This window comes from Geofilum sp. OHC36d9 (genome assembly GCF_052400685.1).
Classification (GTDB): domain Bacteria; phylum Bacteroidota; class Bacteroidia; order Bacteroidales; family Marinilabiliaceae; genus CAZHHH01.
The window spans coordinates 401-16443 of the sequence record NZ_JBQTGJ010000008.1; the positions used below are offsets into that span (position 1 = coordinate 401).

The following is a 16043-nucleotide window of genomic DNA, read 5'->3' on the forward strand; positions in this document are numbered from 1 at the left end:
GCTTGTCATAAAAACGGTCATTTACGAAAAGTAAACGCCTTGAATTTGAACTTTATATTTCAAGCACTTAGTGTATAGACGGACTTTAAATAGTATCATTTTTTTTTAACCCCTCACTTTGCATTTCAAAGTGCTTTTAATTCTTAATTCAATGGAAACCAGACTATCAAAATCAGAACACTGGAGCAACACCATCACTTTCAAAATGGTTGTAATAGCCGCCATGGTATTATTGCTCCTTATTCCACTAGCGATGATAAAAAACATCATCAGCGAACGGGAATCGACTTCGCACGAAGTAGAAAATGAGATATCCTCACAATGGGGAAATGCGCAAACGCTGGCCGGCCCTGTATTAAACATACCCACAATAGCACGAAGCGTTGACAAAAAAGGAGAGGTGCACATCGAGCGCAGCATGCTTCACATTATGCCGACAAATTTAACCTACACAACATCACTGTCGCCCGAAATACGGTACCTTGGCATCTACAAGGCAGCTGTCTACAATAGTGAAAGCACCATTACAGGAGATTTCAGCCTGGAGATAAAGCCGGAAGACAGCCACGGGAAACCAGACTGGAGCAAGGCATTCATAACATTCGGCGTGAGCGATAACAGGGGCATACGCGGAAATGTAGATATCCTCTGGAACAACCAGGCCATAACGCCTCAATCGGGAATGCTTACCAATGATATTACGACAACAGGATTCGGGGCAGAGGCAATAGCCAATCCTGAACTACTTAAAAAAGGGATTCCTTTTAAAATACAATTACAACTCAGCGGTTCAAACAGCTTTTCCATATTACCCTTAGGACAAACCAGCCGTATCAATATGGAATCGAGCTGGAACGACCCACGGTTCAACGGCAATCTGCTGCCACAAAAACGACAGATAGATGAATCCGGTTTCCAGGCAGAGTGGGAGCTGACGCACTTAAATCGCAACTTTCCCCAATTTTGGGAGGGTAAAAAATTTAATGTAGGGGAGCACAAACTAGGCGTAAATTTGTTTCTACCCGTCAATCATTACCAAAAATCGCTGAGATCGGCCAAATACGGCATTCTCTTCATATCATTGACCATGCTTGTTTTCCTGTTTATTGAGCTGACAAAAGATAAGAAAATACCAGTTTTTCAATATCTATTGGCAGGGCTGGCTATGATTCTGTTTTTTTCACTGCTGACAGCCCTCAGCGAGCATCTGGGCTTTAACATTGCTTACCTGATTGCTTCAGTGGCCAATGTTTCGCTTCTAACCCTGTTTGCCTATGGCCTTTTGCAGGATAAAAAAACCACATTATGGGTAACTTTGCTGCTCATAGCTATGTATGCCTTTTTGTTTGTGCTGCTTCAACTTAACGACTATGCCTTCCTCGCAGGAAATATTGGTTTAGTCATTATTCTATCAGTTATCATGAAAGCTTCACTAACCCTTTCGAAAAAGAAATAGTGTTTTAAATCATCTATAAAGACCAACTTCTGCGTTATGCTTACTCATTTTTCAACTTCGAATTAAACGGATTAAACAAATTATTTTGTTGCAACGCACTAATTTGCGGGGAGTAGTTCCCCCTCAAGGGGGGCAGGGGGGTGTGGGGTTAGGAGTGAAGGATCAGGGGTAAGAGGTTAGGGATCAAGGGTCAGGGGTCAAAAATGTTGAATACCCGAAGCGATATGTATGGCAGGATTGATTTGCGCCTGAAGGGCTTGATGGAATAATGTTGATCAAGGCTGAAAGTCTTGGAGTATCAGCACAGGGCATCGCCCTGTGTTATGATATTCAAACGTTTCATCGCCCTGAAAGGGCTACAGCCAGAAATAATTCATCCATATTGCACCTCTCAATTGATAGTATATTCCTAAACACTAATTTTTGTGTGGTTCTCTACCCAATGATTTTGTTCAATAATTAGATGAATTACCCACATCCGAAAAAATTGTATTACTATTTGGCTCTTGCCCTTTCAGGGCGATGTTTTTTTTGATCGTATACATAGGGCGTTGCCCTATGCTTTTGCTTGTTGCCCTTTCAGGGCTATTGGGTGACTGCCTCAAAAGACCAACTTCTGCATTACGCTTGCTCATTTTTCAACCTCGAATTAGTGTTTGTCTATAAAGTCAACTACTTCGTTACGCTTGTCATAAAAACAGTCATTTACGAAAAGTAAACTCCTTGATTTTTATGACTTCGCAAGCCTTGTATTTGAACTTTATATTTTAAACACTTAGTTTATAGACAATCTCTAATTAAACGGATTAAACAAATTATTTTGTTGCAACGCTCCAATCTGCGGGGAGTAGTTCCCCCTCAAGGGGGTCAGGGGGGTGTGGGGTTAGGAGTGAAGGGTTAGGGGGTTAGGGGGTTAGGGGTCAAGGGTCAAAAATGTTGAATACCCGAAACGATATGTATGACAGGATTGATTTGCGCCAGAAGGGCTTGATGGAATACTGTTGATCAAGGCACATGCGGTCGGTTTATAACCCTTAATTTTAAAATTGTATTTTTAAGGCCAAAATTTTTATTATGAATGATCAGGTACCATCCACGGAGCTCACTTCACGCATGCACCGGTTTCGGGAACGAATGACTGCCGACCACCCGGACTGGGAAATGGCCGTTGTTTTCAGCAAAATTAATCTTCTCTATTTTACCGGTTCAATGCCCGACGGCATGCTGATTATCAGGCGCGAAAAAGAAGCGACACTCTGGGCACGACGTAGCTTTGAACGCACACAAAAAGAATCGCTGTTCAGCGATATACGACCGATGAATAGTTATCGTGATGCGGCAAAAGCCTACACCTCCATTCCTGCCACCATATATCTGGAAACTGAATTTGTTCCTTTGGCCATGTACCAACGCTTTCAGAAATATTTTCCCGGCAAAAGAGCGGAGTCGATCGATTATCAACTATCCATGACGCGCGCCATCAAAAGTGACTGGGAACTTGGCTATATGAAACAGGCTGGCAAAATACACCAAAAAGTGCTTGAAAAGCGGGTGCCTGAACTATTGCACGAAGGAATAAGTGAAATGGAATTTGCAGTTGAAGTGTACCGTGTGATGATTGAAGAAGGTCATATGGGTATAGCCCGTTTCAATATGTTCGACACAGAAATGGTCATTGGGCAGATCGGCTTTGGCGAAAGTTCCATCTACCCCACAAACTTTAACGGTCCCGGTGGTAACTATGGTCTTAACGCCGCCATGCCGGGTATGGGGAGCCGTCAGCGCCGACTCAAAAAAGGCGATATGGTATTTGTAGATATGGCGCTGGCCGTTAATGGCTACCACACCGATAAAACCCTCAACTACCAATTTGGCCAACAACTGCCGGATGCGGCCATCGACGAACACAATAAGTGTGTAGCAATTCAGAATAAGATGGCTGAAATGCTGAAACCGGGCACTATTCCCGCCGACATTTACGACACCATTATAAATGATCTGAGTCCCGATTTATTAGTCAACTTTATGGGGTTTGGCACCCATCAGGTCAAATTTTTAGGACATGCCATTGGATTAACCGTGGATGAAATACCTGTTATAGCCAAAGGCTTTAACGAACCGCTGCAAAACAACATGGTGTTTGCCCTCGAACCTAAAAAAGGAATTGCCGGGGTAGGGATGGTTGGCATTGAAAATACCTTTATTGTAACCCCACAAGGTGGCAGATGCATAACAGGCACACACCCCGGATTAATGAAAATTTAAAATGCGACTATTGAATAATATTAATAAATTTAACACGGTTTAATTTAAGTAGAGTCTGTCTACAAAGTCCAACTTCTGCGTTACGCTTGCTCTCAAAATGGTCATTTACGGGAGTAAACTCACATTTTTCGAGCTGCGCAAGCCTTGAATTTGAACTTTATAGCTCAAACGTCCGACTTTATGGACAGGCACTAAGTAGTGCCTGCAAGAAAAATTCAATTTCTGCGTTATGCTTGTCCTCAAAATGATAATTTACGGGAGTAAACTCCCATTTTTCGGACTTCGCAAGCCTTGAATTTGAACATTTCTTATCAAGCACTTGAGCTTTCTTGCAGGCACTAAGCACCAATTTCAGTAATAAAAAATGAGATAACCCTTTAACATTCACTCATTGGAAACATTAAAATACATTTTGACAAATTTTAAATAGCCTTAAAAATTAAATTATAAACAGATGAAAAAATTAATTCTAATCCCGTTTTTACTAATCACTATTGCAAGTTCATCGCAAGTCTTTAACACCTCGTCGACACTTCGAAGCGGTCATTTCAGTTTGGGTTTTGAGCCCTCTGTGTATATTAACGGCGCCTCCGATTTCAATCTGTTTATTCATGGCGGCATTGGTTTAACCAGCAATATTGATTTAGGGCTTCATTTGGGCGTTCTGGGCAACGAAAACTACATCGGGGCTGATGTAGAATTTGGTCTGGGCCGACACTTCTCATTTACTGGTGGCGTTCACGATTATTATAATTTTGGTCTGGATGGAACTCTTTTGTGCACATTACCAATACAGCAAAATGCCAATATATTCATTGGTCTGGATACCGACATTGTTTTTGCCGACGAAGCAGACATGCTCTTCTGGCTACCGCTAGGTGTTGAGATTAATGTTCAGAAAAACATGGCTTTTATTTTGGAATCAGAAATAGGTCTGGGAGATACCAACACTCATTTTATTGGGGGAGGCCTTTGCTTCTATTTCTAGCCTACTGATTTGAGGTTTAGCAGTTCGATAAATTGAATGTAGCATCGAAGAGTGTGTCTCAAAAGTTCAATTATTGCAAGGTATTGACACAAACGCCCTGCTCCAGGGCAATCATTCTATACAGTACAACTATTCATCGGCGTCAACATGAATGGTAACCGCCACATCCAGTTTTTCCGCTAAAATGATCTCATATTTGGTGGCTATTTCATGAGCATAATAGAGACTATATTCACCTGGTAAAATAATATGAAATGTAAGCTCAGTGTGATTTCCATATCTATGAACTTGAAACTTATGCGGCTTCAAATCCAGCTTATCAACTATAGATCGGCCTAAATCAATAATTTCATTTTCTATTTCCGGTTCCAATGCTTCCCCCAGCAAAACACTTATAGAATCTTTCATAATACTGTAAGTGGTATAAAAAATCATAAAGGAAACCAGGAAACCCAGAACGCTGTCCATCCACCAAAAAGACTCACCAAAAATAATACCTACTAGTATCACCAAACTACTGATGGCATCCGAACGGTGATGCCACCCGTCAGCTTTAAGCGAATTATATTTAAATTTTTTGCCAATAATAATAGAATACCGGGCCATTATTTCTTTAACCACCACCGAAATAACGGTGACCCAAATAGCCAACGCTCCGTATTGTACCGACTCTTTAGACTGAAATTTGATAAACGACTCCACCAAAAAGCTAAAACCTACCACAGCTAATAAAACCCCCACCACCAGCGAAGCAATTAATTCAGCCCTGCCATGACCAAAGGGATGTTGTCTGTCGGCAGGTTGGGCAGAAAATTTAAGTCCAACAAGAACAGCTATTGAAGACACCGAATCGGATAAAGTATGCCATGCGTCCGCCATAATAGCAACCGAATTAGAGACTATCCCGGCCCAAAACTTTAATGCAGCCAGCAAAATATTTAAAACAATAGACAACCAGGTAGCTAAAAACGGCGTTTTACTTCTCATAATAATTATGATTTTATTGAATCACTAACGCATGTTGTATCCAACGGAAAATTTTGATTAATCCATGATGACAATCCTCCATTGAGCTGATATATATTCTTAAAACCTTTCTTCTTTAAAATTTTTGCCACGACTCTGGTACGCTCTCCATAATCGCAATAAATAAACAGAAGAGTATTCACATCCAGGTTACTGACCAAATTATTAAGATGCAATAAGTCACCTCCCCATACGGCATCAGGAATTCTATTTATCTGATAGTCGTTCCAGACCCTCACATCAATAAGCAAATATTTATTTGACTCTGAAGTCATCTGATAAAAATCTGCCGGTTCTATAAATTTTACAAAACCAAAAGATATCACTGCGAATATAAGTAAGCATTTCTGCATAGAATCAATTTACCAAAAATAATTCTTCAATAATGGCATCCGACAAAAACCAACCATCGGCCGTACACCTCAAAAATCCATCTTCAATAACTAAATGCTTCTGTTGAATCCGTATCTGTACCTGCCTGATTAAATTATCGAAATAGTCAGGAAAGTTAAGCTTTATCTGTGTTAAATTAACACCTTCGGCAGTGCGCAACCCCAACATAATACGTTCGTTAAACCGATCAATAGGTGTTAAAGATTCCTGTCCGTGTATCGCCTCATAATTTTTCGCATTGTATAAGCCCAGGTTACCTTTATTCCAGCTTCGTGTATTGTTATAAAAAGAATGACTTCCAGGTCCCAGGCCAATATAAGGTTCACCTTTCCAGTAGGATGAATTGTGGCGTGATTTAAATCCCGGCATACAAAAATTTGACACTTCATAATGTTCAAATCCGGCATCCAAAGCAGCTTTACGCAACATTTGGTATTGCATCAAACTACTTTCATCGCTAATTTCTTTATAAAAACCCTTTTTCAACAAGGCATAAAACGGCGTCCCCGATTCAAACGTCAAATGATAGGCCGACAAATGCTGCACATTAAGTTCCTGCATCGTTTTAAGATTATCGGCAAATGCCACTTCATTACTCCATGGTAACCCATAAATCAAATCAATACTAATATTCCGAAAGCCTGATTTTTGCGCCAACTCAACCGCGGACACAGCCTGAGCCGCATTATGCCTGCGTCCCATCTGGCGCAAATCTTCATCTTTAAAACTCTGTATTCCGATACTAATACGATTAAAACCGGTGTACAACAAAGAATGCAGAAAAGCCGGGGTGATGTCATCCGGATTAACTTCAATGGTCCACTCCACATTATCGCTAAAATCAAAATGCTTCAACAACCAGTCGTACAATTCGCTCAACAACTCCACACTTAACAACGAAGGAGTACCACCCCCCAGATAAACCGTATCTATTTTTTCACAAAAATGAGAAGAACGTTGTCGTATTTCCTCCTTTAAGGATTCAAAATAAGGCTTCATTTGATTTAATCTGGTGGTTTTATAAAAATCACAGTAACCACAACGGGTAAAACAAAACGGAACGTGAATATAAATACCTGCCATTCTTCATTAATATTAAAAATAGAGAAAAAACTAAAACCAAAACATTAAATTGTTTCACGTGAAACATTGCAAAACAAGCGATTAACCACACTTATAAACAAGTTATTAACAGAAATAACAGTCTTATTAACAACAAAAAATAAGTTTATCAACAAAACGTCGTATTTTTGTTAAAAATAGAGTTTATGAACAGAAATTGTAATTTGCTGCCGCAATAAAAACAGATTAATAAATGAACTACTTTACCATTCATATTCGTCAGTATAAATTTACAGCTATAATTACCCTCATTATAACATTTGTGAGTTTAATGAACGAATCAAATATTCCATCAACCGGATGGTTATCTTTTAAAAACTCCGATAAAGTGGTTCATATAATTATGTATATGACGCTTTCATATGTTTTGTTTTTAGAAAGAAACCAAAAAAGATACCTAAGTGTTCGTCATCACAAAATACCAAATTTTGTTTTTATGATTATTTTGATTCTTATGGGTGGCGTTATAGAAATAATACAACCCATTGTATCAAACAGAAGTTGTAATTTACTTGATTTTTTAGCCAACGGAGTAGGAGCTATTTTTGGGTTTTTGCTATTCAAATATACCCACCGGCTATTAAAGCTCTAAAAAAAGTTTTTCTTTACTTTCAAAATTATTCACGATACTACCAATCGTTTCTTTCTTAAAAAAGGAGACTATTTCCTGACGTATGGATGAATATTCATCGTGAACAGGACATTTTTTATGGGCCTCGTCGACACTATTACAAGGACGTGTACCCACAATACAGGATTCAAAAAGGTCGGTACCATCAACAATTTCAACCACTTCGAATAAAGTCACTTTGAACGGATCTTTACTAAAACGAAAACCACCCGCCGGTCCTTTAACACTAGTGAGTATGCCTTTACGAACAAAAACCTGCAATATTTTACTCAAAAACTGCATTGGAACCTTTAATTCTGTGGCAATGGTTCGAACGTTAACCAAACGTTCGGGAGTCGACTTAATACCAATATAAATAATTGATCTTAAGGCGTATTTACAAGTATTTGACAACATGATAGTATCGTATTTATGATAGTTATAGTCTGTCTATAAAGTCAACTACTTCGTTACGCTTGTCATAAAAACAGTCATTTACGAAAAGTAAACGCCTTGATTTTTATGACTTCGCAAGCCTTGTATTTGAACTTTATAGTCAAACTCACGCGTTTATGTACAGACTCTATTTGTGCTTGCAAGCAAAGTTCAGTTGCTGCATTAAATTTGTCCTGAAAACAATCATTTACCGTGGCAAACTCACATTTTTAGAACTTCACAAACCGTATGTTTGCAATTTATATTTCAAACATTCAGTTTATTAACAGGCTCTATTCAAGCGTCATTACTGCAAAATTCAATGATTAAGCAATAAAATACGCCTAAGACAAACATTATGAGTTTCCGGGCAAGCACAAAATAAATAATGTCCCGGCCTGATTTTTAGCGACAACTGATTTTTTGAATTCTGCGGATATGACGTCCGCCATCAAATGGTGTCTCTAAAAATAAATCAACAATTTCTTTAGCTTGTTCAACGGTAACAAACCGACCCGGCAAACTGCAAATGTTAGCATCATTATGCGCCCGTGCCAATCTTGAAATTTCAGGTATCCAACACAAAGCCCCTCTGATACCCTGATGTTTATTAGCCGTCATATTAATACCGTTGCCACTGCCACAAATAGTAAAACCCAACTGATTTTCACCATTCTCTACCGAAGTGGCTAAAGGGTGCGCATAATCGGCATAATCAACACTTTCGGCAGAATTGGTACCAAAATCTTCTACCTTTATACCTTTACTTTCAATATAACTCTTCAAAATTTTCTTTAACTCATACCCGGCATGATCACTACCAATGGCTACTTTTGTCCAATTCATTCAATTAATAATTATAACTTATTATAAATAAATATATAACGAAACAATACGTTCACACTGTCTTCATTTACAGACCAAAGATAATAATTAAATGGCTCGAAACAGGTTACTAACAGTTCTGTTTAAATCATTGTTAATAATTTGTGAAAACAAGCGCATAACTATTTAAAAATTTAAGTTGCTATTGTAAAAATGATTCACAAGCTAACTACAAAATCAAAAAGTCAACTATTGAAGCATCAATTTACAGATAGTTTTAAACAGCTTTAAGACCTAAATCACGTTGCTATGGCTTATGAAATTTTCAACTTTAAAAGTTCTTAACAACTGGTGAATAAACATCGTAAAGTATTATAATTAAATACGATATAAAATTAACGCATTGTTAATATCATCTTGATAAAGTACTTTTTAAAATAAAGTCAATACTTTTGCACAAATGTTTTCAACAGAACTAACAGCATAATACCATTATCATATAATTATTAAATCTATAAATATGAATAATAATAGTGTGTGGAAAAGTAAAGGTTTTGCAGCTGAACCTATTTCTGAAGATTTAAATTTGGTGGAAGAAATAGAGCGGCTGAAAAAAGAGAAAAATGCTATTATTATGGCCCATTACTATCAAGATAAAGCCATTCAGGACATTGCAGATTTTGTAGGCGATAGTTTAGCTTTGGCTCAGCAGGCTGCTAAGACAGATGCTGATGTTATATTGCTGGCAGGGGTTTATTTTATGGGCGAAACAGCAAAAATTTTGTCACCCGAGAAAAAGGTACTTATTCCAGATCTGAATGCGGGATGTTCATTGGCCGATAGTGCACCTGCTGCCGATTTTGAAGCTTTTGTAAAAAAATATCCCAATCATCAGGTGGTTACTTATGTTAATACCACGGCAGCTGTAAAAGCTTTATCGGATGTGGTGGTCACTAGTACCAATGCACTGGGAGTTATTAACAGCATACCTGGCGATCAGCCTATTTTGTTTGGTCCCGATCGTAACCTTGGTAACTATCTGGAAAGTTTAAGTGGTCGTAAAATGGTGTTATGGGATGGTGCGTGTCATGTTCATGAAAAGTTCTCCATTGATAAAATTGCTGACTTGAAGAAGCAATATCCGGAGGCCGAACTTTTGGCGCATCCTGAATGTAAACGTCCTTTGCTGATTATGGCCGATTTTGTGGGAAGTACGGCTGCGCTGTTAAAATATTCCATAAAGAGTGACAAAAATACGTTTATAGTAGCTACGGAGTCGGGTATTCTTCATCAGATGCAAAAAATGGCACCCGGTAAGACTTTTATTCCAGCACCGCCATTGGATTCTTCCTGTGGATGTAACGACTGTGAGTTTATGAAGTTGAATACGCTTAAAAAAGTATATTTGGCGCTAAATTATGAATATCCTGAAGTTTTTGTGGAAGAATCGGTGCGCATAAAAGCCTTGCGACCAATTGAACGTATGTTAAAGATTTCGGAGGCATTGAAATTTTGATGACGGTTCATCTACCAATAAATAAGGTCGATCTGTCTAAATGATTGGTTGGTCAATTTTTGTTCTGATATTTTATTTTTAACGTATGGCTTTTGTACTTTAGCATTTTCTGTTATTAAGAATTTTTTATGAAGGAATTGTCTCTATTGTTGGTTGAGGATAATTTGTTGAATCAAAAGCTTATTTTTTTGAATTTGACGCGTTACGGTTTTTCTATTGATGTGGCTAATAATGGTGTGGAGGCATTGGATAAAGTTTCAGATAAAAATTATGATCTTATTTTAATGGATTTGATGATGCCTGTGATGGATGGCTTTGAAGCCACGCGTTTGATTAGGACACGCGAAAAATCGCTGGGTGGTCATACACCAATCATAGGATTAACAGCCAATACTTTTGATGCCGATCGTGAAAAATGTTTAGAGATTGGCATGGATGAATTTATGTCGAAACCTTTTGATGTTGAAGTATTTTTAGCCATTTTAAAAATTCTTAATATTGATTTCGATTAAAATTCTTCAGTAAAGTACCACTTCGGTGATATTGTTGTTATCAATATTTTTTTTACATCAGTTAGCTTACATTTTAGAAAAAATGGGGTTTGGCTGTTGTCGTTAATTATAATTTTCGTTTTTTTGTCGTCTTAATAAATAGCATGGATCTTGATCTTCATAACCCCGGTACCGACGGTCCGGGAGATATTGATTTAGAGCAACGCTTAAGGCCGCTATCGTTTAAAGATTTCAAGGGACAGCAAAAAATTGTTGACAACCTTGAAGTTTTTGTAGAAGCTGCTTTAATGCGCGGTGAGTCGTTGGATCATGTGTTACTTCATGGGCCGCCCGGTTTGGGTAAGACGACCTTATCAAATATCATTGCCAACGAATTACATGTGGGTTTTAAATTGACAAGTGGTCCTGTTTTGGATAAACCGGGTGATCTTGCGGGTATTCTGACCAGTCTGGAACCCAATGATGTGTTGTTTATTGACGAAATTCATCGTTTAAGTTCGGTGGTCGAAGAGTATTTGTATTCGGCTATGGAGGATTTCAGAATTGATATTGTTATTGATAAAGGGCCGGGTGCCAAATCGATACAAATAGAGCTTAATCCTTTTACTTTAATCGGTGCAACCACACGTAGTGGTTTATTGACCAGTCCGTTACGTGCCCGTTTTGGTATCAATTCACATTTAGAGTATTATGATACAGAGATATTGTCGGGCATAGTTTCGAGATCGGCACGTATTTTAAATGTTGCCATTGAAGATTCTGCAGCTCATGAAATAGCCCGTCGTAGCCGAGGCACACCACGTATTGCCAATGCTTTGCTACGTAGGGTGCGCGATTTTGCCATGGTTAAGGGTAGTGGTAGCATTGATATCGAAATAACCCGTTTCTCTTTAAAAGCGCTTAATATTGATAATTTCGGTCTGGATGATATGGATCGTAAAATACTTTTGGTATTAATCGATAAATTTGATGGAGGACCAGTTGGGTTAACGACTATAGCAACTGCTATTGGCGAAGATAGTGGAACGATAGAAGAGGTTTACGAGCCTTTTCTCATAAAAGAAGGTTTTCTGAAGCGAACACCACGAGGGCGTGTGGTTACAACTTTGGCTTACGATCATTTTGGCAGAACGCCCGGTTCTATTCAAAACACATTATTTTAATGTCATCCGGTATTAAAGGTTTAGCTGGCGAAGCAATTATTTATGGGGCCACCACTATGATAGGCCGGCTTCTTAATTGGCTTCTTATGCCATTTTACATACGTACGTTAACCACGGGCGAATATGGAGTCATCGTTAATATTTACGGTGTTATTTCTATTCTTTTGGTTGTTTTTACCTATGGGTTGGAGACAGGTTTTTTCCGTTTTTCCAAAGAAGGGAAAAATCCATCTGTTTATAGTACTTCGCTTATAATGTTGGGCTGCTCCAGTGTTTTGCTCGTTACTGTTTCTTGGCTATTTTCGCCTTCTTTGAGTGATTTTTTTTATGGTGGCAACTACCATAAATCTGTTTTTTTGATGGGGTTAATAGTTGCTTTTGATTCTTTTTTATCTATCCCATTTGCTAATTTAAGGCTTGAAAATAAGGCGGTTCGCTTTGGTATTATAAAACTTACCAATATATTTTTGAATATATTTTTCAATCTGTTCTTTCTGTTGGCTGTGCCGTGGCTGATTAAACATCATTTATTAAGTGATTTTTGGCAATCGTTGTATGCTAAAGGGAATGGTGTTTTTTATGTACTTTTAAGTAATTTGATTGCTTCGGCTGGTATTGCATTATTTTTTATATCTGATTTTAAGCTTCTTAAATTTGGTTTGAATCGTACTTTGGCAACACGTATGCTAAGTTACTCATGGCCGGTTTTATTGGTTGGTATTACAGGCATGATTACTCAAAATAGTGATAAAATATTAATGCCTAAACTGATTAAAAACAATGGTTTAGAAGCTTTGGCTATTTATGGTGCTAATTTTAAAATCGGAGTTTTAATGAGTCTTTTTACCCAGTCGTTTAGGTTTGCTTTTGAGCCCTATTTCTTTAAGAATGAAGGGAAAGGCGTTATGAGCTATGCGCGGATAATGGATTATTTTATTTTTTTCGGTCTGGTTATTTTTCTGGGTGTTATACTTTTTATGGATGTGATAAATATTATTCTTACGAAGGAATATTTATCAGGTAACATCATTATCCCTGCTGTTTTGTTGGGGCAGTTGTTTTATGGAATATATTTTAATCTGTCGCTATGGTATAAGTTGACAGATAAGACTATTTATGGCGCTTTTTTTGGTTTTTTGGGTATGGTGGTCACCTTGGTTCTTAATTTCCTTTTAATACCGTTAATAGGTATTATAGGGGGTGCTTTGGCGATGTTGGCAGGTTATTTGTTAATGATGATAGTGTCTTATTTTTTAGGTCAACATTATTTTAAAGTGCCTTATCCTTTAAGACGGATTTCAATTTATTTTTTAGGCGCCGTTTTGGTTTATTATCTAAATGGCGTTATTGATTTGGACGCCATTTGGTTGACTTATTTTTTTAAGTCTTTGTTATTTCTTTTCTTTGCGCTGATTTTTGTTTTGGTGCAAAAGAAACTTTCATTTAAATAACGCGTAGGATGTTGGAAATTAAAGTTATTAATAAGAGTCATCACAAATTGCCTGATTTTGGAACTATTCATTCAGCAGGCGTAGATCTCAGAGCATATATAGATACATCGATCGTTATTAAACCTTTTGAGAGAGTTTTGGTTCCTACCGGCCTTTTTATACAGTTGCCGGAAGGCTATGAAGCTCAAATACGACCTCGAAGTGGCCTCGCCTTTAAAAATGGTATCACTGTATTAAATTCGCCTGGTACCATTGATGCTGATTACAGGGGTGAGATAAAAGTTATTCTTGTTAACCTTTCTAACGATGAATTTGTTATTAATGATGGAGAGCGTATATGCCAGATGGTCATTAATAAATTTGAGCGGTTTAATTGGAAATTATCGGAGTCGTTAGATGATTCGGAAAGAGGTACGGGCGGATTTGGACATACTGGTACACATTAATTTAGTGTAATTTTTTTTTTATGAAGCGACTACAATTTTGGGCATTAATTTTTTTCACGGTTATTTATATTTCCGGATGTAAAACAACGGAGTCTGTTCCATCCTTCAATTCTTATTTATATCCGCAGGGTAAGAAGGCGACAATTCAAACCATTGACGGCTGGGATCAACGTAAGTTCGATTTTTATTTCATGGAAGCCACTCGTCTTAAGATGATGGGTGATTTACAAAATTCTATATCCTATTACCGGGAGGCACTCAGTATCGATAGTACTTGTGCTACCTGTTTCTATGAGTTGGGTAATATTCTTATTCAGAATAAAGAAATTCCGGCCTCCGAAACTTTTTTGTTTAAAGCTGTACAACTGGATCCTACAAATGAAGAATTTGTTAGCTTACTCAGTAAGTTATATATCAATTTAAACAAGGATACTCTGGCCTTGAGTGCCACGCAGCATTTGTTGGAACTTAAGCCCGAGAATCCTGAGTACAGGTATCAAATGGCTCAGCTTTATTATAAAATCAAAAATTATGATAAAGCTATCGGTCAACTTAATATTCTGGAACAAAATATGGGCATTAATGAGAATATTTCTCTTGAGAAAATGTCCATATATGAGGAGCAGGATGATTTAAAAAGTGCAGAGGGTGAGTTGCTTAAACTCATCGAGCGATATCCGGCTAATAGTAATTATAGGGTTTATTTGGGCGATTTTTATATACAACATAAAAAAATTGCTCAGGCTAAAAAGGTTTACGATCAGGTGTTACAGGATGATTCGTCTAACGGGTTTGTCTATTTCAGTTTGGCTAACTATTATCTGATTAATGATGATCTGCCCGCTTTTAAAACTAATTTATTTTTAGGTTTTGAAAATGGTAATATTCCTTTGGATGTTAAGTTGCAGAAACTTATGTCTTTCATGGTTACCAAGGATCAGAAAAATCACCCTTTAAAGGACGATGATTTTCATGCTATTTTGGATACTCTGGTGCATGTTCATCCTTATTCGGCCAAAGTATATAATATTTACGGTAATTTTTTACTCGACCAAAAGGATACCGTTAATGCGGGCAATCAGTTCGATACCTCTCTTTTAATTGATCAACGCCAGGAAGAAGTTTGGAATCAGTATCTAATTATCACTTTTCAATCGCAGGATACGAGCCGATTTAATACAATTTTTCCACAATGTATGACGGTTTATCCCACTAATGGTTTTTTTAATTATCTGGGTGGTTTATCCTACTTTATGCAGGAGCGTTATGATTTGGCCCTTTATCATTTAAATAACGCGGTTGCAGCACCCGATTATGCCGATGGCTTTTACAGTGACGCTTATGGCCTTATAGGTGATATATGGCATTTAAAAAATAATCTGGACAGTGCCTGGGTTAATTATGATAAGAGCCTGAAGTTGAATGCTAATAATGTGGCTGTTTTAAATAATTATGCCTATTATCTTGCCATCAATAATTTGAATTTGGATAAGGCCGAAGATATGATTAGCCGGGTTATTGAACTGGAACCCGGAAAAGCGACTTATCTGGATTCTTATGCCTGGGTTTTATTTAAAAAGGGTAAATTTTTGGATGCTCTTTTTGTTATAGAACAGGCTATAGAAGCTGATACTTCGGCAAGTGGTGTCATTCAGGAGCATTATGGTGACATACTTTTTAAAAATGGAGACGTTGATAAAGCACTTATATATTGGCAAAAGGCTGCTGCAACTGGCAGTTCTGATTTGAGTAAAACCTTGCCGCAAAAAATTAGAGATCGTTCTTATTATGAGTAATTTGTAGTATTTTTTATGCGAAATATTTTTAAATCTTTT

15 protein-coding genes are annotated in these 16043 nt (G+C 37.6%); 10 read left to right on the forward strand and 5 right to left on the reverse strand.

The window, feature by feature from the left end; translation table 11 throughout:
- Positions 1-151 precede the first annotated feature (151 nt).
- From creD to ACT3CD_RS09670, 3 genes are all read left to right on the forward strand, one after another.
- Complete coding sequence (gene creD, locus ACT3CD_RS09660; protein WP_444645205.1) at positions 152-1456, forward strand: cell envelope integrity protein CreD; 1305 nt, start codon at positions 152-154, stop codon at positions 1454-1456.
- A 1074-nt stretch (positions 1457-2530) separates the two neighbouring features.
- Positions 2531-3721: a M24 family metallopeptidase gene (locus ACT3CD_RS09665; RefSeq protein WP_444645207.1), complete on the forward strand. Its 1191-nt coding sequence runs from the start codon at positions 2531-2533 to the stop codon at positions 3719-3721.
- Positions 3722-4175: 454 nt separating this feature from the next.
- The gene (locus tag ACT3CD_RS09670) at positions 4176-4709 is read left to right on the forward strand and encodes a hypothetical protein (RefSeq protein WP_444645209.1); all 534 of its coding nucleotides are present in this window, start codon (positions 4176-4178) and stop codon (positions 4707-4709) included.
- Between the two features lie 129 nt (positions 4710-4838).
- On the opposite strand, the gene ACT3CD_RS09675 is transcribed toward ACT3CD_RS09670, so the two are convergent.
- From ACT3CD_RS09675 to hemW, 3 genes are read right to left on the reverse strand one after another with little or no spacing between them, the layout of a single operon-like run.
- Complete coding sequence (locus tag ACT3CD_RS09675; RefSeq protein ID WP_444645211.1) at positions 4839-5696, reverse strand: cation diffusion facilitator family transporter; 858 nt, start codon at positions 5694-5696, stop codon at positions 4839-4841.
- Positions 5697-5701: 5 nt separating this feature from the next.
- Positions 5702-6088, reverse strand: a complete 387-nt coding sequence (locus ACT3CD_RS09680; RefSeq protein WP_444645212.1) for a rhodanese-like domain-containing protein — start codon at positions 6086-6088, stop codon at positions 5702-5704.
- A gap of 4 nt (positions 6089-6092) precedes the next feature.
- Positions 6093-7211: a radical SAM family heme chaperone HemW gene (hemW, locus tag ACT3CD_RS09685; RefSeq protein WP_444645214.1), complete on the reverse strand. Its 1119-nt coding sequence runs from the start codon at positions 7209-7211 to the stop codon at positions 6093-6095.
- Positions 7212-7443: 232 nt separating this feature from the next.
- Here hemW and ACT3CD_RS09690 point away from each other — a divergent pair, with 232 nt between their 5' ends.
- Entirely contained in the window at positions 7444-7842 is a 399-nt protein-coding gene (locus ACT3CD_RS09690) for a VanZ family protein (protein WP_444645215.1), read from the forward strand.
- On the opposite strand, the gene ACT3CD_RS09695 is transcribed toward ACT3CD_RS09690, so the two are convergent.
- On the reverse strand, positions 7831-8277 hold the full coding sequence (locus ACT3CD_RS09695) for an RrF2 family transcriptional regulator (protein ID WP_444645217.1): 447 nt from the start codon (positions 8275-8277) through the stop codon (positions 7831-7833). The two genes, ACT3CD_RS09690 and ACT3CD_RS09695, sit on opposite strands and share 12 nt — an antisense overlap.
- A gap of 423 nt (positions 8278-8700) precedes the next feature.
- Complete coding sequence (gene rpiB / locus ACT3CD_RS09700) at positions 8701-9141, reverse strand: ribose 5-phosphate isomerase B (protein ID WP_444645218.1); 441 nt, start codon at positions 9139-9141, stop codon at positions 8701-8703.
- Positions 9142-9640: 499 nt separating this feature from the next.
- Between rpiB and nadA the strand changes: the two genes are divergently transcribed.
- The 6 genes from nadA (at position 9641) to ACT3CD_RS09730 (ending at position 16004) form a co-directional block, all read left to right on the forward strand.
- A complete protein-coding gene (nadA, locus tag ACT3CD_RS09705) occupies positions 9641-10636 on the forward strand; it encodes a quinolinate synthase NadA (protein WP_444645220.1) in 996 nt (331 codons plus the stop codon).
- Positions 10637-10764: 128 nt separating this feature from the next.
- Positions 10765-11148 (forward strand): response regulator, encoded by a 384-nt coding sequence (locus ACT3CD_RS09710; RefSeq protein WP_444645222.1) that lies wholly within the window; start codon positions 10765-10767, stop codon positions 11146-11148.
- Positions 11149-11291: 143 nt separating this feature from the next.
- Positions 11292-12311, forward strand: coding sequence for a Holliday junction branch migration DNA helicase RuvB (gene ruvB / locus ACT3CD_RS09715; RefSeq protein ID WP_444645224.1), 1020 nt, complete (start codon positions 11292-11294; stop codon positions 12309-12311).
- Positions 12311-13762, forward strand: coding sequence for a lipopolysaccharide biosynthesis protein (locus ACT3CD_RS09720; protein ID WP_444645226.1), 1452 nt, complete (start codon positions 12311-12313; stop codon positions 13760-13762). Before ruvB ends, ACT3CD_RS09720 begins: the two co-directional genes overlap by 1 nt.
- Positions 13763-13770: 8 nt before the next feature.
- Positions 13771-14208 (forward strand): dUTP diphosphatase, encoded by a 438-nt coding sequence (gene dut / locus ACT3CD_RS09725; RefSeq protein WP_444645228.1) that lies wholly within the window; start codon positions 13771-13773, stop codon positions 14206-14208.
- Positions 14209-14228: 20 nt separating this feature from the next.
- A complete protein-coding gene (locus ACT3CD_RS09730; protein ID WP_444645230.1) occupies positions 14229-16004 on the forward strand; it encodes a tetratricopeptide repeat protein in 1776 nt (591 codons plus the stop codon).
- Positions 16005-16043 lie beyond the last annotated feature (39 nt).